Below are 24094 nucleotides of genomic sequence, written 5' to 3'. Positions count from 1 at the left end.
ATGGCAAAATCCTGGGCAACTTTTTGTTGCTCAGGCACTTATAAATAATGTTAAACTATAGTGTTGCGGAATTAAGGTTCTTTTCGGATTCTCTTTTCCGGAAAGCGACACGTTCACAGCGTCTAGAACAGTATTTACTGGTCATTTTGCTGGCAACAAACTCCTTTCCACAGACTCCACACACCTTAATTATTCTCATTTTTACATGCTCTTTTTGGTTAATGAGGTCGTCGATTTTGTCTCAGACTGTCTCACATATTCTCAGTATTTCTCACGAGGTGCCAAACATGAGAAATGGTCGAAGGATTGAAACTGTCTCATTTTGTCTCAGAAGGTACCAAAACATAGATTTTTTCCTTTCCATTTTCTCACAGAATTGAGGGCCACGAATGAAATTTGAGCCAAAAATACACCAAAATATTGGTTTCAGCAAATTACAAATGGAATGTGTTAAGACGAAAAAAGCCACCTAAGTAGGTGGCTTGTAAGCAGTTATAAAAATGTTCGTTTTAGAGCTGTCCAGGGGGTTACTTTCCGATGCAAATAATGAATGTCATTGATTCTCAATCGGTTAAGAGTTAACGCGCTATTTGTGAGCCGCTTTCTTTCTGAATGAAAAGAATGCTTATTATCAGCTACTTACGATTTTCGTATTTTCACTTGGTTTCACTTGATTTCATTCATTTTGTATGTCTCTTATCTTTACAAACCCCCATTTTTAGGGGTTGAATATTTAACATATTTAACCTTTGTAAACACTCAAAATCTGCATTTTCGTGCTAAAACGTGGTATTTTACCATTTTTGAGAGGTCGGCTTTTATCTGAATAAATCTGCCATCGTCAGCTGGCATTGGATGTCATCAGAATAGCCGCCCGGCGCAAGTCCATAGGAGGTGATCATCGTGATGAGTACCGTTTTAATGGTGCCTGTTTCCCTGATGAAGGTCTCCCTTCGGTTGTGGATGCGGTTGTCCTCGTCTTCTGTAATAACGTAAGGGGCGTTGGATTATTGCATCGTCTTGATAAGTGATAAAATCAATATATTCTGACATGTTTTTTTCTTTTATAGCTATAGAGAATAGCCCAAAAGGGCAACTATCCTAAAAAATGGGATAGTTCAAACAGGAGGAAGCTATAGTATTAAACATACCTCGTTGTTTAATAATTTCGATTTTAATATCGATATGGATCTCACTTCATCTCTTTGGGTCTGCATTTCCATAAAGCCATAGGGTGACTTGTTATTCGTTCAACGATTGAACTTTCATTAAATAGAATATCTGGTCTATATTCTCTCTGATTGAAGTGTTCAATAAACTTTCTTTCGCCTTCTGTGAAAGATAGAAAAGAACCAAGAAAACTAAGTACTTGTTCTTTTACTGCGTTAAAGTCGAATTTTTCTTTTCTGCTTAATACTGGGAGTAGATGGGCACGAACTTGCGAGAAGGAAAGTTTTTCTATGTGCTTGATGTTTTTGATATCAAGTGTAACCTCCTCTGCTTTGCAACTGGAACCGACAGCCAAGTAGAAAACGAGAATTTTACGGAGAAGAGCTCTTTCTTCCATTGTTTCAAATAGATTCGCCTGTATCATACCATACACGTCATAAATGTCTCGTACAGCAGCTCTACTGATAAGTGCGTTGAGCTTGCTGGCAAAGAGTTCCATCGGTGCGAGGGCACAAACCCTTATGTCTCCAAGAAAGTCGATACTGATTGTACGTTCTTCCATTGGCAGTACGTGGCAACGGTCACTATAATTAATTTCTATCTTAATGTTGTCCGGATTTCCTCCTGCGTTTATATATCCAAATACCCACGAGTCCAGTGTATGTGGACTTTTAGAGCCAGGCTTTAGAACATATCCCTCGTTGGACATATAAGCAAGAATCTCGTTATTTATACTTTGTCTTGCTTTAATCATTTCTTCTCTACTGCAATTCTTGGCAAAATCTAAGTCGATGTCAACAGATAGTCGTGGCATCTGAAAAACGGTGAGATTGATAGCTGTTCCGCCTTTTAATACAAGTGAATCGTGTAGAAATTCATTCTGGTTGAAATATTGTAAAATTTCTGAAAGACGCATTACCTTTTCGAGATTGTCACGGACAAATCCCTTCTCTTTGGCTATTTTTTCTAAATATATCTTGTTATATGAGTTCATTTTCAATAGTTTTTTCAATTACACAATCTTCTGGTACATAAAGCTTCCATCGACATAAATAGGTGTCAGAATCGCCTGTGGAGGTTAGACGTTTGGTATGCAAGGCACCTTTAGAGCGGCACATTTCTATGAATTGGTCGCTTATGTGATGATGCTCTTTGCTATGCTCCAGGATGAATCCTACCTTTTGATAGAGGAATGCTTTATTGTACAATGCCAGATACTTTTCGAGTTTTGGCTCATCAAGCAGTGATATTCCTTCCATGCAATGAAGCAATTCCTCAATGCCTCCAGCACGTTCTATACGGTCACAGCAGTCTATGACTGTTCGTTCCAAATCAGTTACACGTACATAAGGATTTCCCTTGGGAGTTATAACGCCATTTTCCGCAGTTGGTTCAAAAGGGGTTGCACAGTACACAAAGTCTATTCCTTCAAAAGCAAAATCTTTGAAACGGCTTTTGCTGCCAACATAGGCATTGTAGAAAGGTTGGTGGGCAACTCCATGTAATTCAAGAGCTGTGTGCCAACCAACATATGAAGATTCTGAAATCTTGGAACTCAACTCGAACTTGTCACACATGGGAGCATCTGTCGATGGATCAATAGTGACGTACATGTTTCGCCTAATCGGTTTCAGAACCTTCTGAGATTGCCATCGGGATATGGCCGTAGATGTTCCTGCATGAGACAATTTCATCTCACGCATCACATCTTCAAAGTTGAAGATCCTAATCTTGTATAAAGGCGTAAAAGTTGCCATTTTTGCATCGAAGTATTTATATATGAATAACTTTGTGCAAAAATAGCAACTTTTCTTCAAATATCCAAATGTTTAGGCAAGAAAAATAAATAATTATAGTATTTTTAGAATTGATAGACGAATGATGCAACCTTGCCCCATTTCGTATAACTATTCTTGCATTTCAGCAAGGAAAAATAGATTCTCCCAAAATCCTTGACTATATGTTATAAACAAGTTTATTTCGGCATATATACATATATGGTTTTCTTAAACTTGTAAACTTCCTGGTTTGAGTGGTTAAAAATCGGTAGAGGTTTACTATTTGAGTTTGAAAGAACATGTATATATACATGGGTAAACTTAAACCTGTATGCTGTATGCGCCGTAAGCTTTGCCTTGGCTGCTCTTTAGCCGGTTCAGGACTTTGCCTTCTTCTCCTTACTGAAATTTCGTAGTCCTTCTCTGCAGTTTCGCTTGTTGACAAGAGATATTGGTTGAGCTTGCCTCTTGTCTCAGGCATCATGCTTCTCTGGTTAGCTTCCATCTACAGACAGATGCTTACCCTTGGCAGTCGTAGGTCTGATTGTTCTTTCCTTAACTTAGCCATATTCATGATGAAGTGTGAGTTTTCCTGCCAGTCTCTTGAACTTATAGACCATCTTGCGTAACCAGTTTGCTTGAACAAACATTGAGGAGGATGCTGCTTTCCTTTACCCAACCAACTGCAGATATTTTCTACTCATCCTTTTCATTCATATTTTTGGACGAAGCATCCACACTTACTTTTTCCGCTGCAAAGTTAGTGCAAGCCACATTTCTGCAAGTACCAGGTGCCTTATTCTCAGAATTTTTTCAAAAACTTTTCCGTCTGCTGCTCATTCAAAAAACTTTTCCTGCCCAAGGGTGAAATAATTCTATAATTCCTTGCTTCCTATGTTTTCCTTGCCAACTCTGATAGCATCGTAAAAAATAAATGTTTCACTTCTAAAAATATTGAATTATGAAAAAGATGGAAAATTCTTTCGCAGTAACTGGTTTCGTAGGTAAGGATGCAAGCATCCATCAGTTTACAACCGCAAGCGTAGCTCGCTTCTCACTGGCCATCAGCCGCAATGAGAAGAATGGCGATGAAAACTCTCGCACTTCTGCCTTCATGAATGTAGAGGCTTGGCGCAAGAACGAGAATACCTCTTCATTCGACCGCCTGGTCAAGGGAGCACTCCTCACTGTAGAGGGCTACTTCAAGCCAGAGGAATGGCAGGATGCCGAGGGAGTCAAGCACAACCGAGTGATTCTCGTAGCCACCAAGTTCTACGAAGCTGTTGAGAAGGAGAATGCTCCTGATTCTCAGCAGGGCAAGACCCAGAAGGATAAGTAAATCCTTCTCTCCAGATAAAAGAGCGGCCTTCGGGTCGCTTTTTTTTGTGCTTATACTTCTTGTCATTTTAATCATTCTGCTTCATTTTAATACCCTATTAAAACGATGCAAAACCGTCAATAACCAACAGATATACAACAGGTTTTTCTATTTTATGCTTATACTTTTCCTTGCTGAAAGGATAGCCAGTTATAGGAGGATTTCATTCATCGACTTCTGGGAATCGGTAAGAATTCTGTTGCGAAGGTAACGGTTCTGTCTTATCTTTACAAGGTCAGGGCGCTGCTTTGCTGAAAAATCTCCACACCTTTCGGGTAGTATTTTGCAGACAAAACCTTGTATGGATAGCCATAACACCTTCTGGATGCAACATAATTTTTAACCATCCCAGAAGTAGTTGATCTACGAAAGGGAGATAAAATCAGATGGCATTATGACAACAATGAAATCAATTCTCAGCCGACTTACCCAGGCGGTGAACGGCACAGACAAGGAACTCTTCAGTGAGCAGGAGTTGAACCAGTTTGCTTCATTCTATCTTGACAAGTGGGATGAAAACACAAGCGAGGACGTGGTGGCAGAGTCTTTCGTGGACAATTGGTGGAACACCGACAGGGCTTGCAGACGATGCTCGGAATGCGGCAAGCTGATGCGTGAGGGTTATTGCGCAGACATGGGAGTAGCCTACTATTGCAGCAAGGACTGTCTGCATAGCGACTTCACAGAAGTGGAATGGGCAGAGGAATGTGAATCCAACGACCAGAGTTATTATACAGAATGGTAATCAAATAAATATACAAGACAATGGCAAATCAGGCAACAACAATCTATAAGGTCACAGGAACCCAAAAGGCTGTAAGCAACCTTTGGAACACCCTTCAGCGCATGGAGGTGAACAGCAGGAATATCTGGCTGGATGACCTCGCCAAGCACTATGGAATCGACTATCAGAAGAAGCACATCAGCGTGCGTGGTCACATCTACTGGGCAGAGTATGAGGAGGATGAAGACACCAGTCTGCTTTCCTTCGAGACCGAAACTGCCTGGGATGCTTGCAATGACCTCTTCTTTGAGATAAACCGACTCCTGGATGATGAACTGAGCATTTCCTACCGATGCTGCGAGTGTGGCTGTGAGGTCTATTACACCCACGATGAAGGCGATTACTTTCCCGAAGAATGTTGTGTCAGCGCATCCGACGAACCATTCGAGGATTGTTGCGATGATGTTTACGGCACTATAGGAGAAGCCATCAGGGAATGGACTTCCAAGACCGGTATTGAGCAGGGAGAGCGAACCGATGAACAGATGATGGACTTCATCAATGAATATGAGTATGAGGACGATGACACCTATTTCTACATCCGCACCTTCACATTTGAATAAATGACTCCTCAAATCCTGACGTTTCCCCTGACACTTTGGGTTGTTAGGGGAAGCGTGAAGGAACTCTCGCCAGATACCCGTACCTTTGTACACGTTAATACATGTAGCCACGTACACGTGGAGCCATGTACACATGAATACGTTAATACATATATACAAAAGATTTTATATTATGTCATTGAAAATCATTACATTCGCCAATCATAAAGGTGGCGTTTCGAAGACCACCTCTACAGCCTCCATCGGGGCTTGCATGGCACGTATGGGCAAGAAAGTCCTGCTCATAGACCTTGACGGTCAGGCAAATCTTACCCTGTATTTTATCCCGAATGAAGATGAGGTGCAGGCAAGCATCTTTGACTCTCTGGTTGAAGGCGCACCCCTGCCAGTGAAGCACGTCAGGGAGAACCTCGACCTCGTTCCTTCCTCCCTCGAAATGGCAAGCGCAGAGATTGCCTTGACCAATCTCCTGGCAAGAGAACAGCTGCTGAGCCGACTGCTCGAACCCGTGAAGCAGAACTATGACTACATTCTCATAGACTGTCCTCCATCTTTGGGAATCGTCACCACAAACGCTTTCCTTGCAGCTGATGAGATTATCGTTCCGATGACTCCCGAACTTCTTCCTCTGAAAGGAATGAGAATGCTCGATTCCTTTGTCTCTACATTGCAGCGAGTGAAGCCGAACCTCAGACTGGGAGGAGTTTTCATCGCCAGATTCAACCATCGCAAATTAAACAAGGTGGTTGAGCAAGCTGTGAAGTCCCGTTACGAGACTATCACCATGCAGACTCGCATCCGTGAAAACATCGCCCTGGCAGAATCGGCAGGCAGTGGTCAGAGCATCTTCGAGTACGACCCTCAGTCGAACGGAGCGAAGGACTATCAGGCATTGACAGAAGAAATTATTTCACGTAATCAGTAAAGACTATGGCAAAGAAGAATATGGACATTCTGCTTGGCAACATTCTCGGAAAGGCTGCCATTCATCCGCAGGACAGATTTGACAGGTCTCCTGGGAATCCTCAGGAGCAACAGATTTCTGCTCCCAACTCTCAGACAGAGAGCGATTCGCCCAATGATGAACCCTGGCGACATTTCTCCTTTATCTGCTCAAAGGAACTCGTTGACAAGGTTCAGACCATCGCCCGAAAGGAAGGTTTCACCATCCGCTCCTTTATGGAATACGTCATGAAACAAGGCGTTGAAGCTTATGAGTCAAAGTATGGTAAGGTCAAGAAAATCAGGACTAAAACCATCCGGGAAGTCATGTAGAATGTGTGGACGTGTAGCCATGTACACATGAATACATAGATACACGTGTACGTTGATACATATATACATATAGACGTTGATACATGTCCACATGTGGATATGAATACAATGAAATTAAATAACATCAAAAACGAAAAGTCATGAAAATGAAAAAGTATCTTTCAATCGCCATCCTTCTGATGATGATGGCTTCACCAGTAGTATTCACCTCTTGCGGCAATGATGACCCGATGGAGGAGGTCGATAGTCCGGAAACAAAACTGGACGTTTGGACAGAGCCTTACCATATCATGGGTGCAAATGTGGATGAGGTCAAGAGTTATATGGCTCAATCCATGAAGCGTTACCGCCAGGTAGCTGAGGCTTCCGGCGACAACATCCAGTTGACCTTTATGACTGGGCAGGGTAGTGAAGGCGTTCTTTACAGTTTCTCCCGTCTTAACGGTTCTCTTTATTCTGTCATTGATACGGAGCGAAGTGTGAACCGTGGGCTTGTCATTGACTATCTGAAGAAGCATTACACGCTTGTTTCAGCCGATGAAGCCAGCCTGCAGTATTGCTTCACCAACCAGAACAAATCCATGGTGATTACAACCATGAGGGTTTCAGATTTCTATTTCAACGTGAACTATTCATTGGTTTATTGATTGGGAAAAATAAGATTTCCACCATCAGAACTTCGTGCTCTGGTGGTGGTAGTTTTAGATGTCCTTATGTGCTTGAAGGAGCATCCAGCACTTTGTTGTGCTAAACTTTTTATGTCGACTCTAAGACTTTAGAATTATTTTCTTTATTCCAATTTACCCATTATATAAGTTTCCTATGCGTAATTACTTGCTATGGAAATGTTAAAAATGGGATATATAACTCATTTAAACGCTATTTGTTTCTTGATTATGAAACATTTTGCTTATCTTTGCAAATAAATTGAATATGTATGGCACAAAATATTTTTCGACTTGTCTTGACTGACGAGGCACAGAACTTTATTGAAAGTTTACCCGAAGCGGTATCCTATAAAATCTACTACAACATCAAGCGTGTTGCAGGTGGAGAACGCAACAAGGAACTTTTCAAGAAGTTGGAAAATTCGGAGATATGGGAATTTCGTACATTGTACAACAAAACTGCTTATCGTTTGTTTGCTTTTTGGGACAAAGACAAAGATACATTGGTAATTGCCACACATGGCATCATCAAGAAAACTCAAAAGACACCAAACAAAGAAATTGCGAAAGCAGAAGCTATTAGAAAAGAATATTTTAAAAACAAATGATTATGGCACAGATGAATCTTACTCCATTGGACGATGTGCTTGACAAGCACTTTGGAAAAGTTGGCACTCCAAAACGTGACGCTTTTGAAAGTGATGTAGACGGAGCTTTACATGCTTACCGTTTGGGAGAAGCCATTAAAAAAGCTCGTTTAGAGCAGAACTTGACCCAAGAACAACTGGGTGAGCGTATAGGTGTGAAAAGAGCACAAATCTCTCGATTAGAAAAAGGTTACAGCATAACTATACCTACTATGAGAAGAGTATTCAAGGCTCTTGGTGTAGTAACTGCAACTGTTGATTTAGGTATTGCAGGAAAAGTGGCATTGTGGTAAAACTTCATAGCGAAGTCCTCTTTGGTATTGAAAACAGAGAGGACTTTTGACCTTTAACCCTTCGGTGTTGAACCTTCATATCTGGGTGCTATGTGGTACATATTATTTATATGATATCACTACTGTCTCGATAAAATGAACTAATCACTCTTTGAATTAATCGAAATTCAGTCTTTTGCAAGTGGTTCAAAGGGGACGACGATTTTAATTTGTACTTTTGCAGTTGTCAATGATCTTGCACAATGAATTAAGCGATCGACTTATGAGGTACTTCAGATTCTAAACATTTTGTTCATGGATAAGATTCTACTCGCAGATTTCTTCGAAAGGACAGATTTCAATAATATCAAAGGACTTGATAGTCTCATCTTTCCGAGGTTATTTGATTTATGTTTAACAGGTCCTGCTTTTAACAGGACACTAATGAAGTAAAATAGTTAATAATCAAACAATATAATGTTATGGGAATAGACATAGTTCCGTTGGCATACAAGCATAAATTGGACATATCTTCGCCAAAAGCTTTTGCCAAAGATATAAGCAAGCGATTTTCTGCTAATATCATTATGAAAAAGGAAGATGAAGATTACAATATCATAGAGATGTTTAGATTGCATCACGAAAATGCCCAACATGATATTTCAATTATAATGAAAGTCATTACTGATGAATATAAGAGGTTATATGAAGTTAGTATTGATAATAAACAAGATACTTCTTTTGACGTATACCCCTATCATGTTGATCTGTATCTTACAGAATCACCCTTTAGATGGCATGGTTTTGAGACTTGTATTTGGAATAAAGATACCCCAGATTATCTTGAAATCTTGATAAAATACAGAAACTATATAAAAAAAATCAGCAATATTTTGGGATGTACAAAGTGTTTGTATATTCCAGACCAAGGATATACTGAATTTCTTTGGGATGAATCTCAAAAGGGTCTTGATTATGACGATTTGATAGAGTACATACGCAAAAGAAAGTACTTGAAGAAATGTAAAGATAAAGAACGTCCGAAAAAAACTTTAGTTTTAAATCTTCCGGATTTTTTATCTAAGCCTAAAGATTATGAAGGATTACCAGACGTTTACCTTGATGTAGTAATGGATGATTTTCATGATTTGAAATAAGTTACTACTTAACACTACGTCCTTGAATTATAGATAGATATACAGAATACTTCTTACGGAGAATATATATCAAAGGATTTGATAGTCTTATCTTTCCGGGGTTACTTGATTTATGTTTAACTTGTCCCGATTTTAACGGGACACTAAAGATAAGATACGTGAACAACGTAAAGGCTGCGTAAGAATTTGTTTAAAACATAAAAATCCGAACAGAATACCCCGTTTTCTTCTGTTCGGATTCATTTTTTCTAGAAAAATCACTCAAAAAACAACTTTTTTGAAACTTTTTTCTTGCTACGAAAAAAGACTTCACTCTCCCTTTATACCTTTGCATCGTCAAAACAAGGAAGTATGGGTGAGCGGCTTAAACCAGCACACTGCTAACGTGCCGAACCTAAAGGTTCCGAAGGTCCGAAATCGCCTTCAGCGAGCGCAGAAGCCAAGCTTGCTTGGATTATGCCGAGCGTCAGGCGATTCTCAGCGAAATCCTTCTGCTTCCGCATTTTGGCTCGTTAGCTCAGTTGGATCAGAGCACGACGCTACGAACGTCGGGGTCGGGAGTTCGAGTCTCTCACGAGTCACAATATTGGAGGTTTGGCAGAGTTTGTCTATTGCACCGGTCTTGAAAATCGGCAGGCGGCAACGTCTCAAAGGTTCGAATCCTTTAGCCTCCGCAAACTTGCCCTATCGCATAACGGTAGTGCGGCAGATTCTGGATCTGCAAGTGGTGGTTCGATTCCATCTGGGGCAACATCAGTAAGGAGCATTGGCAGACTTGGTGTATGCGCGGGACTGAAAATCCTGAGAACGTGGTTCGACTCCACGAGGCTCCACTTTAAAATTCGGGAGTGCTCCAGTGGCAACGAGGGCGGACTGTAAATCCGCTGTCTGATGACTTCGTAGGTTCGAGTCCTACCTCCCGAACTCAACTTGCCCTATGGTATAATGGTAGCACAACAGGTTTTGGTCCTGTTAGCGAAGGTTCGATTCCTTCTGGGGCGACAAGTTAAAAAAACAACTCCATGGTGTAATTGGTAGCATACCAGATTTCAGATCTGGAGGTGGTGGTTCGAATCCATCTGGAGTTTATATGGAGTTTGTAGCTCAGTTGGTAGAGTGCCAGGTTGTGGCTCTGGTGGTCATGGGTTCGATCCCCATCAAACTCCCTAATGCTTCAATAGCACAGTGGTAGTGCAGCTCCCTTGTAATGAGCAGGTCGTAGGTTCAAATCCTACTTGAAGCTCCACATAAGAAAGGCTTCTCTTCAGGCAGTTTTGCTTGAAAAGAAGCCTTTCAACTTTCTTGTAAGACGATGGCTCGTTGATGTTCACTCATAATTTTCCTCCTTTTTCTTTACACGAAGTTCAGAATAGATTTGAGTCTATCCTGTACCTTGTTGAGCACCTGGATGGTGTCTTCGTTATTCTTATCCTTCTTGTTTTCAAGAAGAATGATAGCCTTCTTTATCAGCTTACAGTCCTCTATGGATAAAGGCATTTCGGTGATAGAGTAGTCTGGATCAGCGTATCTGTAGTATATTCTATCATAAACCTCGATAGGAGCATTGTAGCCCAGTTTGTCAGATCTCATAATCTGTATGTCCATCTGTACAGTTCTGGCGCATACTCCTTTGGTGATTCCCTCCATGTCGTAGAGCGCATCGCTACATGCCTCCACGAGATCATCGAGAGTCCATCTTCTGTATCTGTTTCTTAAACAGTTGTCTATAGTTTTGTACCTTATTAAGGCATTCTTATTTGCTGGCATAGTTCTTTCATTTTAAGCGTAAAAAATGGTTGGATTTCATCCAGCTTTTTCTCGCCATGTCAGAGCTGAAGCCAAGCATACGGCTAAAAAGAAAAAGTTGGATTCTCCCGGCAAGGAAACTCCAACTCTTCAATATTATCTTTGTTCTCTGTGGGGCACGCTGCTACGATGCCCGATAGAAATAACTATGCGAATAATGATATGGGAATCCTATACCGGCTATATCTGATGTACTTGATGTATGTACATAACTATTCCGCTCAAAGCGTCGATAGCTCTGAACGAATGATTGTGATGTTATGTGCATATTTAAATTCATTTCCGTATAGGATTTTTTATTGTATTTTACTTCTAAATTCTTTTAACGGGTGCAAAGATACAAAAATAGTGCGAAATCTTTTTGCGTAGCAGCAAAAAAATGGTATAACCATGCGGATTTTAACCAAAAAGAGCAGTTCTGATTGTGATAATCGGCTGATTTTCCCTGATAATGCTTCGCCCCACGCCATGAAGGACGCTACTGGAGTTCCACCTGATAGACTTTGCATTTATGTCAGCAGAGCATGACGTAAGTGCAAAGTCCCTCAGTCGGAAGGTGCCCACGAAACGACATGCGGTAGCTTACAAACTGAGTAGGTGGGACGCAAGCGATTCCCACTTAATCAGTTTGACACTACTGCATGTCCATTCGTCGAGGAGGGCACTGGCTCACAGCATCAATCTTCATTTCCCTCCCTTCCACCTTATTATAATATAATGCATTTCGTTTTTATAGGCATTCTGTCATTTCTCCTTCTAAAATGTATTCATGTGGACGTGAATACATATATACATGGATAGGTGTGTACGTATACACATGAATACAACTTGAAGCCCTCATACCGTGATGAGTAGCAGGCCTTTATAGATTTGCATTTTTATAAACAAGATGATAATGCTTCGCCCCACACCATGAAGGACGTTACTGGAGTTCCACCTGATAGACTTTGCATTTATGTCAGCAGAGCGTGACGTAAGTGCAAAGTCCCTCAGTCGGAAGGTGCCCACGAAACGACATGCGGTAGCTTACAAACTGAGTAGGTGGGACGCAAGCGGTTCCCACTTAATCAGTTTGACACTACTGCATGTCCATTCGTCGAGAAGGGCACTGGCTCACAGCATCGTCCTTCATTTTCCCTCCCTTCCACCTTATTATAATATAATGCATTTCGTTTTTATAGGCATTCTGTCATTTCTCCTTCTAAAATGTATTCATGTGGACGTGAATACATATATACATGGATAGGTGTGTACGTGTACACATGAATACAACTTGAAGCCCTCATACCATGATGAGTAGCAGGCCTTTATAGATTTGCATTTTTATAAACAAGATGATAATGCTTCGCCCCACGCCATGAAGGATGCTACTGGAGTTCCACCTGATAGACTTTGCAGTTATGTCAGCAGAGCATGACGTAAGTGCATAGTCCCTCAGTCAGAAGGTGCCCACGAAACGACATACGGTTGCTTACAAACTGAGTAGGTGGGACGCAAGCGATTCCCACTTAATCAGTTTGACACTACTGCATGTCCATTCGTCGAGAAGGGCACTGGCTCACAGCATCCTCCTTCATTTTCCCTCCCTTCCACCTTATTATAATATCCTGGTCTTCCTCTTTTAAATGTATTCATGTGGACGTGAATACATATATACATGGATAGGTGTGTACGTGTACACATATATACAACTTGAAGCCCTCATGCCATGAAGAGTAGCAGGCCTTTATAGATTTGCATTTTTATAAACAAGATGATAATGCTTCGCCCCGCACCATGAAGAATGCTACTGGAGTTCCACCTGATAGACTTTGCAGTTATGTCAGCAGAGCATGACGTAAGTGCAAAGTCCCTCAGTCGGAAGGCGCCCACGAAACGACATCCGGTAGCTTACAAACTGAGTAGGTGGGACGCAAGCGATTCCCACTTAATCAGTTTGACACTACTGCATGTCCATTCGTCGAGAAGGGCACTGGCTCACAGCATCAACCTTCATTTTCCCTCCCTTCCACCTTATTATTATATCCTGGTCTTCCTCTTTATAAGCATTCTGTCTTTCCTAAATAAATCTTTCGGCTTTTCTTCTTTATAATCTTCGCCCACGCCATAGTCCAGTAAGCATGAACAGTTTGCCAGGGTGCTGTTCTTTCGCAGGCCGATTTTATCGACTTACAAAGGAACAACACGCTGGCTTTTTAAACTGTTGATACTTGCTTGGACTATTCCCACCCAGCTTTTTTGTCCCTTCAGTCATTCCCTGTTATACTTTTTCTTCTTACTGAAACCAGAAGGCTTTGATTCCGTATCGTCTTTGGGATTTCGGGATTCTTTTTCTGCAAAGTTATCACGTATTTGGCAAATAGCAAGTCGTGATTCGGTAACAATCTTCCTTTTCCTTGAAAAGAGTATTCTTCCCATCAGACTTGCCTTATTGCCTTGTACGCACTTTGAAAAGCAGAAAAAGCTTCCCGATCCCAAGTCCGAAAGGACTTAACGAAAGGGAGAAAATAAATTTAGAGACTATGGCAAAAGATTTCAACAACCGCCTGATTACTCCAGAATTGGAGAAGGCAATGCAGGACTATCCGCTCTATTCCCAGGATAGCAAGAAGAAGGATGCAGTTTGCATCGCAGTGTTTTTCATCGGCAACGCTCGCTGGTACATTCTTGAAGGACAGCGAGATAATGATGATTTTGTGCTCTTTGGCATCGTTGTAGGTCTGGCTGAGACTGAGTACAGCTACATTTCTGCCAATGAAATGGCAAGTGTGGAGTTGGACGCAACCAAGTTCGGACTCGGCAAGGTCAGAGTGGAGCAGAGAAAGCCATTCCAACCATGTCAGCTTTCTGAAATCATCGACAGAGAGTTGCAGTCTTTTCTCAACAGACTTTACGATTGAAAACATTTTTCTCGGTGGGTAGTAGCTGATGGCTGCTACCTGCCAAGTAACAACACTTAAAGCAATGAACATGGTACAGGTTTACATCAAGGGACAGGAGGATAAGGAGTTGAGCAGCTTTTTACGCTATTATCCGGTACGTATCAAGAACATCGGTATGGATGCTTTCTTCGACCGCCAAGTTATCTATGATTTCAAGGATGGTCGAAACCATGCAGATGTGGCGAAGTGCGTGGCAAAGATGCTTGTCAAGAAGTTTGGTCGCAAGGTTCGCAGCGTGGTTTTCTCTTGCGTTCCTGCAAGCAGCCAGGAGCGTAACGAGGCACGCAACAAGAATTTCTCCGAACTTGTCTGCAAGTTTTCAGGAGCAATCAACGGCTTTTCCCATGTCAAGGTTGTTGGCGAACGTACCGCAGTTCATGGCACAAAGGTCAAGAAGGAAGAGCGAGCAAAGCGCTTGAAGGAAAAGAATAATATTGAGGTGGATGCTAACTTCTTCAAAAACAAGATAGTCTGCATTTGGGACGATGTGGTCACTACCGGCACTTCATTCTGTGCCTACACCGCACAATTGGAACAAGTAGGGGCGCACGTAACAAACGGCATTTTCCTCGGCAAGACATCATATAAATATGTACAGCAATGAAAAGAAATAACATGACAAAGTTTGATAAGGCTGTTTCGGCAGCCTTTACTGGTCATCGCTTTTACAACTTCTCACAGCAGGAGGTTATAAGAGAGCGATTGACCAAAGCCATCCTCGAAGCTTATGAGCATGGCATCAGTAATTTTATTTCGGGATTCGCCATCGGTATTGACTTGATGGCAGCCCAGATTGTGCAGTCTCTGAAATCTTCCTGCCCAGGAATGACGCTTACCGCAGCCATTCCTTTCAGAGGTCAGGCTGATAGGTTCAAGCCCGGCGATAGGATGGTTTATGATGGATTGATGGGTTCAGCAGATGAGGTGATCATCCTTTCAGAATACTATTACACCCGATGTTTTCTTGACCGAGACGAGTTCATGGTTGAGAATGCGTCCCTTCTCATTGCCTTCTATGATGGGAGAGAGAAGGGTGGAACCTACTACACTTTCAAGAAAGCCAACTGTTTGGGCATTCCGGTTGTGAATATATATTGAATAACTCGCTAAATATCAAGCTTATGAATGAATTTGTTGACATCATTGTTATCTACTTCGTTCTCCGTGCCATCCTCGCCTTCCTGGGCGCATGGTGGCATGGAGACGGACGCAACGATTTCAGACGAGACCGATAAAAGGATTGGTCTCAATAGTTTTGTGTACTATTACTCAATTTCCTATATGAGTATTATTCCAGTTTCCATCCGCAATCACCATGGTAAATCATCTGTCGGGTCATTCCACCATCTATGCAGATGTTCTCGCCTGTGATGAAACCTGCCTTTTCGGAACAGAGGAAAAGTACCATGTTGGCAATGTCGAGAGGATTGCCGACACGTCCTGCAGGTTGCTGGTAGGCATCGGGACCCTCATACACTTTATAGTCCGTATCTATCCATCCTGGAGAGATGGAATTGACACGAGCCTTGCCTGCAAGACTGACGGCAAGGGCATGTGTGAGTGCTGCAATACCGCCCTTCGCAGCCGTGTAGCTTTCTGTCTGAGGCTGACTCATGCGGTCGCGAGAAGATGAAATATTGACGATGGAAGCTCCTTCTGCAAGATGATCCTTCAGGAGTTTCACCATGTAGAATGGCGCAGTTACACCCACTTTGAGCGCATACTCAAATTCCTCGTATGAGCATTCGTCAATGCCTTTCATCAGGGGTAGAGCGTTGTTCACGATGAAATCAACCTTGCCGTATTTTTCGATTACAAGTTTCGTGAACTCCTCAATAGCATACCTGTTCGAGAGGTCGCCAACAAAGTGATTCTGTCCTTCTTGCTTGTCGATGACTTCTACCAGAGCTCCTTGCTTTCTGAACTCTTCGGCAATACATTTGCCAATGCCTTGTGCGCCACCGGTCACGATGACTACTTTATCTTTGTATTCCATATTTTTCATTTGTTTTTCAGATGAAACTCCTTTCTTGTCTTAGCCATTGCTTCCGTAGCCCTGTCATGGGTCTCTATAAGCAGTGGACTTTTGTGGTATTGCACAATCTTGACTCCGACTGAGTTGTGCCTTTTCTTTTCCTCGATGCATTGAATGATCAAGTCCGGATTTGCCGACTTTGATGTTGGAGCCTTGTCAAAGTTCTGAATATAGGCAGCGTTGGTCAGGAAGAGAATGTCGGAACCTTCCGGGATTTCCTGCATAACCTTCACCATGAGGGTTAGCATCATGCGGAACTCTGTGGTGTGTAGGTCGCTGATTACATCACAGCTAATGATGCTTCCGTTATGCTCAATCACAACGGCAGCACCACCAGCTCGCTCTTTATGGCCATAATCACATGAGCCACCTATCCAAACGTAATATGTAGAAGTATCTTGTACCATAATTATTCTGTAGGTTTCACCACAGCTCTCCACTCCATAAACTGCTTGGTTGTTTCTCCGCTATGATGGTCGAGGAAGAGACTATGGGCGGTGTCGAGCTTGGCAATCGCCTGCATGTCTTCAGCGTCAAGTTCGAAGTCGAAGAGATTCAGATTTTCTTCCATTCGTTCCTTATGAACGGTCTTCGGGATGATGATCACATCGCTCTGCAACAGCCAGCGCAAGGCTACTTGTGCGGCAGTCTTGCCGTATTTCTCGCCAATCTGGGTGAGGGTAGGGTTGGTGAACAAGCCGTTCTGACCTTCTGCCAACGGAGCCCATGCCATGAGCTTGGTGCCAATCTCATCCATGAATTTTCGGGTCTCATGCTGCTGGTTGAACACATGCGTCTCCATCTGGTTCACCATTGGTGCAATCTCCATGTTTGAAGCCAGGTCTATAAGGTGATCAGGGAAGAAATTGCTCACTCCTATGGCACGAACCTTTCCTGCTTTGTAAGCTTTTTCCAAGTCGCGATAAGCACCGTAGCGGTCGCAGAAAGGCTGGTGGAGGAGCATCAGGTCGATGTGGTCGGTCTGCAGCTTGCGCAGACTCTCGTCGATGCTCTTCATGGTCTGTCCCTCGCCATAGTTGGAATGCCAGACCTTGGAAACGAGGAAAATCTCATCACGATTCACACCGCTTTTCTTCTATGCGTTGCCCACGGCTTCCTCGTTGAGATAAGCCTGTGCAGTATCTATCATCCGATAGCCCACGCTGAGAGCATCTACCACACAACGCTCACACTCTTCTGGTTCCACCTGATAAACACCATATCCCAGTTGTGGCATTTCTACGCCATTGTTTAACTTTATCTTGCTCATAATCAATATGTTTTAAAGTTCGTCTATTCCATTCTGCCATATTTCATTTCCACGCCCTCCTTATCATACTGCTTGCGCTTGCCGGTTGGTGGCTCAGTAAGTGTGATGCGAACTACAGCCGTGCGTGAAAGGGAACGGGCGATGCTCTGGTCGAAAGCATCCATGTGTTGAGGAAGGAAACGCTCACAGATTAGTCTAAGGCCATTAATCTTCTCTTCATCCTCGGTCACGATTTCTGCCTTGCCGAATGCAATGGCTGATTTGAACTGCAGGGTGAAACTGCCGTCCTTCGGACCAACCGTAGGCGCACAACGGGTTACGGCTGAAAGGCAAACCTCTGGATGAGCCTTGATTACCTCCAGTTTCTTGCCTTCCAGGGCACCATGAAAATACCAGTTCACATCATCATCTGATGCAAGTGAAAGAGGTAAACCGTAAGGCTTGCCGTCTTCGTCAATAAAACTGACAGTTATATACGGAGCCTTGTGCATTACTTCCAATGCCCATTGGCTATCCATTTCTCTTGATTCCTTTCTCATTTTTATCCGATTATTTTATATCTGTTATACTAAACACCTTTACCATATCAGAAAAAATACATCTTTCTTGCTATATATATGATCATTTAATATTACTTCTAATGTCTTGATTTGGCTCTGGTTCCGCAGCCATCATTGGCTGTTCCTCAGGAAGTATGTATCTGCTGCTGATGTGGAGACCAGAATCATTGTTCGCTTCTATCTCTCCACGCAGTCGTTCTTTCAATTTGGTGTTTCTGTTGATTACCGTCAGATTACGTATTGCATAAGCGAGAGCTTTGGGCTGGCCGATAAGCACACAGATTTTTTTAGCTCTCGTAATGCCTGTATAGATGAGGTTGCGCTGAAGCATCACAAAATGAGTCATCAAAACTGGGATTACCACGATCGGATATTCTGAACCTTGCGATTTATGAATGGTAGAAGCATAGGCCAATGTCAGTTCATCAAGCTCCGTTGCTTCATATTCCACCAGATTGTTATCAAAGTTGACACAGAGTGTGCGGTCTTCTATGTTGACTTTTTCTACAGTTCCGATGTCACCATTGTACACATTCTTGTCGTAATTGTTACGTATTTGCATCACACGGTCGCCCAACTTATAAGTTGTACCACCACGGCTTATGCCCAATGTAGTTGTATTGAGTGCTTGCTGTAGCATCATGTTCAGGTTGGCTGCACCTACCACACTTCTTTGCATCGGCGTAAGTACCTGGATGTTGCTTAAAGGCTGATTGTAAGCCTTTGGCAAGCGATACTTCACAAGTTTTACTATTTCTTCAGCCACTTGTTCCGGGTCTTCATTTTTGATGAAGAAGAAGTCGGTCTGCTTGCCGTTGCTCGTATCTGGATAATGCCCTTGGTTGATGGCATGGGCACTCATGACGATTCTGCTGGATTGAGCTTGCCGGAAGATGCGGGTTAGTCGAACTACGGGAATCTTCTCGGAGTCAATAATGTCACGCAAAACATTGCCAGCTCCAACACTTGGCAACTGGTCAATATCACCCACAAGCACTAAGCGCATGTGTTCGGGAATAGCCTTCATTAGATTATACATCAATATGATGTCAATCATAGAACACTCATCCACAATCAGCGCATCACCTTCCAGTGGGTTCTCCTCATTTCGTTTGTAACCATCTTGTGGATTAAACTCCAATAGTCTATGAATGGTCTTGGCTTCCATATTGGTAGCTTCGCTCATTCGCTTGGACGCACGGCCAGTAGGTGCTGCAAGCAAAATCCTCATTCCTGCCGTTTTATACGCAGTAATAATACCTTGCGTAGTTGTGGTCTTACCTGTACCAGGACCGCCAGTCAGTACCATCACTTTCGAGCGGATCGCTTGTTGGATGGCAGCAATCTGAACCTCGTCATATTCTATACCAGAGGCCTTTTCAATCGCTTTAATATCAGCCTTCAATCCGAGGTTATTTGCTCCTTGACTATTTATTAAGGTCAAGAGTTTCTTTGCCGTTCCACGTTCTGAATGATAGAATGGAGGCAGATATATAGCTTCATTCTCACGGATGAGATCTTCCGAAGCAATCATCTCTGAAATGGCTTGTCTGATAGGTTCTTCGTCTGCTTCAAGCAGTTTCTTGGCAGCTTCTATAAGCTGCTCTTCTATAGCATATACATGTCCTTCGTTGGAAAGTTCATTCAAAGTGTAACCTATACCACTTTTGCAACGTCTCAAATCGTTTTTCTCGTAGCCCATCTTAGAGGCAATACCATCAGCGGTTTTGAATCCGATGCCCCAAATATCATCTGCAAGGCGATAAGGATTCTCTTTCACGTTGTCGATGCTTTCCTTGCCGTACTGGCGATATATTTTGGCGGCATAAGCAGTACTTACTCCGTATTGTTGAAGAAAAATCATTACATTCTTGATGTCCTTCTGTTTCTCCCAACTGTCTCGGATTTTCTCAACACGCTTCTTACCGATGCCAGCCACTTCATATAGTCGTTCGATGTCATCTTCAATTACCTCGATGGTATCAGTACCGAACCTCTCAACTATCAGATGAGCATACTTCGGACCAATGCCTTTCACCAGTCCGCTTCCTAAATATTTCTCTATGCCATATACAGTTGCAGGCATCACTTCTTCCCACGTTTCGCATACGAATTGACGTCCGTATCGCTTATCGACTTTCCAGTCACCATTACACAATAGTACAGCGCCCACTGGTACATCCAGCAGGTTGCCTACCAAGGTAACAAGGTCTGAATAATCCTTGACCTTAACCCTCATCACGGAATATCCATTCTCTTGATTTTGGTAGGTAATGTGTTCTACTACGCAACGTATCTTTATCATTTATTTTATGTCTATCTCTGTGAAACGATCAAAAGTTCTGCCATCCCTCGTAACTTTCCCGAAGAACATGTTTTCTGGGCGAACCCAATAGGCTTGGTCTCCATAGAGAGCCTGATAAACCACCATGCGCTCCTGAGTCTCGGAGTCGAAGGCAGAATGGATGAATTTGTATTTGCCGCCCTTAAAGTGCTGGAAATATCTTTCTTCCTTTGCCGAAAACTCCATCAGCATTTTCTGGGCAAGGGGAGCGTACCAGGTCTTCACCTCCTGCTCAGTAGGCGTATGACCGCCAGGGAAATGGAAGGCTTGGTTGTAGTGCTTCAGGAAGAGAGGGGAGAAGTGAGCCAGGGTGTCCTGCTCACCGAAAAGTCCCCACACACGATCCTTATAATAGGGGTTGCAATGGTCGAACTGCACGGCTTCCAGTTCCGCAAACTCCTCTATCAGCGCCTCGTCAATCACCAGCCGCTGATTACCGTCCCTTCTCGGAGCCTTGTATTCATGCTCGCCGATGCGCTCCTTCAGAAACTCCGTCATCATGAAATACGGATTGCCGAGCAGGGCAGGAATGCCCACCACCGGAGCCAGCATCTGGGCGAGGAAAGAGCCGCAGCTGTTGCCCAGAAGCAAGTCGGGCTGTTCCCGGTCGATGATGAAGCGAATCTCCTTCAGTGCCTCCTTGGGGTGCAATGGCAGATCGGGAGTCAGCACCACCGCCGTCCCCTCAAACGCCTCTTTCAAGGCTCTCGCCATCGGACAGCTGCCCGTGGCGAAGAATCCGTGTAGGAATAATATCTTTTTCATGCTCTAATCTTCAATGTCTTGTTTACTTTGTGTCTCTTTTCTTGATTGGTCCGGAGTGGTTGCCTCTATTCAGTTTGATTCCGTGCTTGTTGAGAATGCGGAATACGGAGCTTCTGCTTCTGAATCCGCTGGCTCTCCAGATTTCATCTATCGGATGTCCTGCAACATAGAGGTTCACAACAGTCTTCTCTCTGTCGAGCTTCTGCATCTTGCTGGCAGAAACAGGAGGCAGGGACACAATCATCTTCTCCTGCAGCTTGATTACATGCTCTGCAGATTTCCTGAGAGCAAGGACTTCGTCGGGCAGGGAACCCATCATTACCAACACGTCAGATGGCTTGGTTTCCGGAAACAGGATGTTGCTGGAGTCAATCCGGTCGTGGATGCTGATGATGCGAATGACCTTGACCCGGCAGAATTCCAGGAATATTGCCAGTTCACGACTGCCACGCAAGGCGTTGGAAAATTTCGGAATCACCAGTTCATCGCCTCTTTGCAATGCTGCCATCAGTTGTTTCCACAGCGGTCTGTGGCGTTCGTTATCATCACTTTCTTCGATGATTCTTACACAACCGAACTCGTTCATCCATTTGCGGTCTTCTTCCAGTTTGTCATACTGGGATGTAGCCATGATGTAGCCTACTTTTGCCATATCAAAATGTTTTATTGACTGATAACTTGATAGTTATGCGCCTTTTTACGGCAGGATAACACCTGCTCAGGCACGATTCTTCTGCAAAGATACAAATTATATTCAGAAATGGATTCATACTGCCTGGTTTTGTTGGTTCTGCAGACTTGATTTAACCTAATTTATAAAATAGGAGCACATCTTCAAGAATCATACTGCAAAGAGTATGAAACATAAAATAACATAAAGTCTGATTGTAGTGTCGTTAATGTGGAATTTTATCTGTATCTTTGCACGCAAAATTTTCAATTACATGCCAATGGATAATAGGAATACAGTACAGTTGAACAGTTTTGTCGGTTGCCTCGGTAACTCTTCAGCAACAGGTCTCAAAAACCAAATGAAAGAAAGTAAAGCAAGTGAAAGAAAAACAACTCAGCAGAGTTTATTCTTTCACTTGCTTTTTTTATGTGCCTTACTCATGATTACCTCATGCAGTGGAAGTCGTCAATATGATTTTAAGTCTTCTGAAGATGCGTTGAAACAATACCAGGCTTTCTTTCAGACAATGAAAGGGCATTCAGACTCTGATGCAGAGCATCTTGCAGACTACATCAACCAGTGGCACGAGTATGGAGACACCGTCTTGAACTACATCAGGAAGGATCCTTCGTTCAATGCGCACAGTGGGCTTTCCATGAAGTATGATCTGATTTCAGACTCTATCCGCACAGAACTTCTGGGGATGACTGGTAACTGTACTTTGAGCGATGTGGCTTATGTAAAGCTCCACACCTCTTTATATAAGGACAACAAGGAACTCGTCTCTTTGAAGGAAAATGCCGCAAAGTTCTTCGCCACCTTGGACAAATCGTCTGCCTATGACCTGGAAGTTCACAGAGCCTTGGCCAACTATTCCAAGTTCCTGCTGAGCACTAAGTCGCATGGCATCAAGTCAAGAAAGGAACTCATGGCGTTCTTGCATGAGGAAGACCGCCATTTCCGCACGTTCCTCGCTCATATCGACGAATGCTCATCCATCGGAATGACGGAAATCACCAACCATACGGCAGACATCTGTTCTGCCATCTACAAGTCTGCTTCCAGGAATAAGCTGCCAGCTTCTGAGACACTCGTCCTCATGTCCATGCGAACAGACCGTCGTCTGATTCTCAACGCCCAGGTTTGTCGTGACGCTTTGAAGCGAGGAAAAATCAGAGATATTATCCAAGCCAATGCCTATCTCTGGATGATATTGCAGCCTTATCTCTCGATGGATGCGCTGGCCATTGCCATGCTCACCCCGGAGCAGGCTCAGCTGATGACGGACATCGCCAAGGATTATCCTGCCATCATCACGAGACTTGAAGGCAAGCACCTTGTCAACAAGGAAGTGTCCAACAAGATTCCAGCCCAGCTGATGCGTCTTTACATATCAACCCTCTAATCTTTCATTATCATGTTACAGGAAGCTATCTATAAATTCAAGGCATCCGGCCCCATGCTGTTGCCAGAGCTGATTGACAATTATTGGATTGGCGAGATAAAGGCATACGAAGATTACGCCATTCTTCCCTACGAAGTTCATATCCCACAGCCTATAGACAAGGTGATTGATATGTTCGAAATGAATGCCGACCTTGCCATTCTCTACCATCTGGAACCATCAGTCCATACGGTGTTCGGACATGAATGCTGCGCCTACTGCTATCCGGTCACCGAAAGGATGTTCAAGATCAACTGCAAGACTTCCGCCGATGGACTCATCCACGAATTGAATGTGACGATTTACAACTCCATCGAACTCATGTCGGCAGATCTTTTTGAAGACCTCCGGCTGCACGAACGCCGTGGCACGTTCAAGGCAAAGCGAGAACACGTACAGATCATGAATGATTTCAACTGCGGTCTCTAGATGAACAAGAAGACGTATTACCTGATTGCAGACATCATACAAAGATACAGAACATGGGGGTCACCAGTAAAAGTGTGTGGATTAGGCATAGATCTTCATTAGTCTGAAGAGAAAGAACTTACGGTCAATAATAC

Annotated in this window: 22 protein-coding genes, 8 tRNA genes and 2 pseudogenes; 22 read left to right on the top strand and 10 right to left on the bottom strand. The window is 43.1% G+C overall.

All coding sequences use genetic code 11. The annotated features are described in order from the left end of the window. Window positions 1-1192: 1192 nt before the first annotated feature. Together AAAT87_RS12295 and AAAT87_RS12290 are read right to left on the bottom strand one after the other, a co-directional pair. A complete protein-coding gene (locus AAAT87_RS12295) occupies window positions 1193-2164 on the bottom strand; it encodes a nucleotidyl transferase AbiEii/AbiGii toxin family protein (RefSeq protein ID WP_118255363.1) in 972 nt (323 codons plus the stop codon). Further along, entirely contained in the window at window positions 2151-2927 is a 777-nt protein-coding gene (locus tag AAAT87_RS12290) for a type IV toxin-antitoxin system AbiEi family antitoxin domain-containing protein (protein WP_006846534.1), read from the bottom strand. The genes AAAT87_RS12295 and AAAT87_RS12290 overlap by 14 nt, the downstream gene beginning before the upstream one ends. 982 nt (window positions 2928-3909) lie before the next feature. Here AAAT87_RS12290 and AAAT87_RS12285 point away from each other — a divergent pair. The 17 genes from AAAT87_RS12285 (at window position 3910) to AAAT87_RS12205 (ending at window position 10938) form a co-directional block, all read left to right on the top strand. Beyond that, window positions 3910-4287 (top strand): single-stranded DNA-binding protein, encoded by a 378-nt coding sequence (locus AAAT87_RS12285; RefSeq protein WP_006846538.1) that lies wholly within the window; start codon window positions 3910-3912, stop codon window positions 4285-4287. 433 nt (window positions 4288-4720) lie between these two features. Beyond that, entirely contained in the window at window positions 4721-5071 is a 351-nt protein-coding gene (locus AAAT87_RS12280) for a hypothetical protein (protein WP_349226562.1), read from the top strand. A gap of 20 nt (window positions 5072-5091) precedes the next feature. Beyond that, window positions 5092-5673, top strand: coding sequence for a hypothetical protein (locus AAAT87_RS12275; protein WP_349226561.1), 582 nt, complete (start codon window positions 5092-5094; stop codon window positions 5671-5673). Between the two features lie 172 nt (window positions 5674-5845). Continuing rightward, window positions 5846-6598 (top strand): ParA family protein, encoded by a 753-nt coding sequence (locus AAAT87_RS12270; RefSeq protein WP_349226560.1) that lies wholly within the window; start codon window positions 5846-5848, stop codon window positions 6596-6598. 5 nt (window positions 6599-6603) lie between these two features. After that, window positions 6604-6948, top strand: coding sequence for a hypothetical protein (locus tag AAAT87_RS12265; RefSeq protein ID WP_094881899.1), 345 nt, complete (start codon window positions 6604-6606; stop codon window positions 6946-6948). A 140-nt stretch (window positions 6949-7088) separates the two neighbouring features. Next, entirely contained in the window at window positions 7089-7595 is a 507-nt protein-coding gene (locus tag AAAT87_RS12260) for a hypothetical protein (protein WP_349226559.1), read from the top strand. Between the two features lie 290 nt (window positions 7596-7885). Then, window positions 7886-8224 carry a type II toxin-antitoxin system RelE/ParE family toxin gene (locus tag AAAT87_RS12255; protein WP_118255356.1) on the top strand — a complete coding sequence of 113 codons (339 nt, stop codon included), beginning with the start codon at window positions 7886-7888 and terminating at the stop codon, window positions 8222-8224. Between the two features lie 2 nt (window positions 8225-8226). Then, the gene (locus AAAT87_RS12250; protein WP_118192388.1) at window positions 8227-8556 is read left to right on the top strand and encodes a helix-turn-helix transcriptional regulator; all 330 of its coding nucleotides are present in this window, start codon (window positions 8227-8229) and stop codon (window positions 8554-8556) included. A 461-nt stretch (window positions 8557-9017) separates the two neighbouring features. Continuing rightward, on the top strand, window positions 9018-9692 hold the full coding sequence (locus tag AAAT87_RS12245) for a hypothetical protein (RefSeq protein WP_118255355.1): 675 nt from the start codon (window positions 9018-9020) through the stop codon (window positions 9690-9692). A gap of 506 nt (window positions 9693-10198) precedes the next feature. Continuing rightward, a tRNA-Arg gene (locus AAAT87_RS12240) sits at window positions 10199-10273 on the top strand. A 7-nt stretch (window positions 10274-10280) separates the two neighbouring features. After that, a tRNA-Ser gene (locus AAAT87_RS12235) sits at window positions 10281-10366 on the top strand. Between the two features lie 6 nt (window positions 10367-10372). Further along, window positions 10373-10443, top strand: a tRNA-Gln gene (locus tag AAAT87_RS12230). A 9-nt stretch (window positions 10444-10452) separates the two neighbouring features. After that, window positions 10453-10525: transfer RNA gene (locus AAAT87_RS12225), tRNA-Phe, on the top strand. A 9-nt stretch (window positions 10526-10534) separates the two neighbouring features. Beyond that, window positions 10535-10616 (top strand) — tRNA-Tyr (locus tag AAAT87_RS12220). Between the two features lie 7 nt (window positions 10617-10623). Beyond that, window positions 10624-10694: transfer RNA gene (locus tag AAAT87_RS12215), tRNA-Gln, on the top strand. 91 nt (window positions 10695-10785) lie between these two features. Next, a tRNA-His gene (locus AAAT87_RS12210) sits at window positions 10786-10858 on the top strand. Window positions 10859-10863: 5 nt separating this feature from the next. Further along, a tRNA-Thr gene (locus tag AAAT87_RS12205) sits at window positions 10864-10938 on the top strand. A gap of 229 nt (window positions 10939-11167) precedes the next feature. On the opposite strand, the pseudogene AAAT87_RS12200 reads toward AAAT87_RS12205, so the two are convergent. Continuing rightward, window positions 11168-11459, bottom strand: a pseudogene (locus tag AAAT87_RS12200) (hypothetical protein); the annotation flags it as partial. A gap of 2561 nt (window positions 11460-14020) precedes the next feature. Between AAAT87_RS12200 and AAAT87_RS12195 the strand changes: the two are divergent. From AAAT87_RS12195 to AAAT87_RS12185, 3 genes are all read left to right on the top strand, one after another. Next, a complete protein-coding gene (locus tag AAAT87_RS12195; protein WP_349226558.1) occupies window positions 14021-14398 on the top strand; it encodes a DUF2958 domain-containing protein in 378 nt (125 codons plus the stop codon). A 64-nt stretch (window positions 14399-14462) separates the two neighbouring features. Further along, entirely contained in the window at window positions 14463-15044 is a 582-nt protein-coding gene (locus AAAT87_RS12190) for a type I phosphoribosyltransferase (RefSeq protein WP_119227945.1), read from the top strand. Continuing rightward, window positions 15041-15538 (top strand): SLOG family protein, encoded by a 498-nt coding sequence (locus tag AAAT87_RS12185; protein WP_349226557.1) that lies wholly within the window; start codon window positions 15041-15043, stop codon window positions 15536-15538. The genes AAAT87_RS12190 and AAAT87_RS12185 overlap by 4 nt, the downstream gene beginning before the upstream one ends. Window positions 15539-15728: 190 nt before the next feature. Here AAAT87_RS12185 and AAAT87_RS12180 read toward each other — a convergent pair whose 3' ends face one another. From AAAT87_RS12180 to AAAT87_RS12150, 7 genes and pseudogenes are all read right to left on the bottom strand, one after another. Continuing rightward, complete coding sequence (locus tag AAAT87_RS12180) at window positions 15729-16436, bottom strand: SDR family oxidoreductase (RefSeq protein WP_153113233.1); 708 nt, start codon at window positions 16434-16436, stop codon at window positions 15729-15731. 5 nt (window positions 16437-16441) lie between these two features. Beyond that, complete coding sequence (locus tag AAAT87_RS12175; protein ID WP_349226556.1) at window positions 16442-16882, bottom strand: M14 family metallopeptidase; 441 nt, start codon at window positions 16880-16882, stop codon at window positions 16442-16444. A gap of 2 nt (window positions 16883-16884) precedes the next feature. Next, a pseudogene (locus tag AAAT87_RS12170) lies at window positions 16885-17745 on the bottom strand (aldo/keto reductase). A gap of 23 nt (window positions 17746-17768) precedes the next feature. Then, window positions 17769-18284, bottom strand: coding sequence for a pyridoxamine 5'-phosphate oxidase family protein (locus tag AAAT87_RS12165; RefSeq protein ID WP_349226555.1), 516 nt, complete (start codon window positions 18282-18284; stop codon window positions 17769-17771). A gap of 82 nt (window positions 18285-18366) precedes the next feature. Beyond that, window positions 18367-20610, bottom strand: a complete 2244-nt coding sequence (recD2, locus tag AAAT87_RS12160) for an SF1B family DNA helicase RecD2 (protein WP_235305728.1) — start codon at window positions 20608-20610, stop codon at window positions 18367-18369. Further along, entirely contained in the window at window positions 20611-21414 is an 804-nt protein-coding gene (locus AAAT87_RS12155; protein ID WP_349226554.1) for a YqiA/YcfP family alpha/beta fold hydrolase, read from the bottom strand. Window positions 21415-21436: 22 nt separating this feature from the next. After that, the gene (locus tag AAAT87_RS12150; RefSeq protein WP_118119228.1) at window positions 21437-22066 is read right to left on the bottom strand and encodes a recombinase family protein; all 630 of its coding nucleotides are present in this window, start codon (window positions 22064-22066) and stop codon (window positions 21437-21439) included. Between the two features lie 547 nt (window positions 22067-22613). On the opposite strand from AAAT87_RS12150, the gene AAAT87_RS12145 reads away from it, so the two are divergent. Together AAAT87_RS12145 and AAAT87_RS12140 are read left to right on the top strand one after the other, a co-directional pair. Next, on the top strand, window positions 22614-23492 hold the full coding sequence (locus tag AAAT87_RS12145; RefSeq protein WP_349226553.1) for a hypothetical protein: 879 nt from the start codon (window positions 22614-22616) through the stop codon (window positions 23490-23492). Between the two features lie 12 nt (window positions 23493-23504). Next, window positions 23505-23960 carry a hypothetical protein gene (locus AAAT87_RS12140; protein ID WP_118313279.1) on the top strand — a complete coding sequence of 152 codons (456 nt, stop codon included), beginning with the start codon at window positions 23505-23507 and terminating at the stop codon, window positions 23958-23960. Window positions 23961-24094 lie beyond the last annotated feature (134 nt).

It is taken from the genome of Segatella sinensis, assembly GCF_040095255.1.
In the GTDB taxonomy this organism is placed as follows: domain Bacteria; phylum Bacteroidota; class Bacteroidia; order Bacteroidales; family Bacteroidaceae; genus Prevotella; species Prevotella sinensis.
The sequence above is the reverse complement of the archived record's forward strand: the minus strand, read 5'-3'. Positions and strand labels throughout refer to the sequence as shown.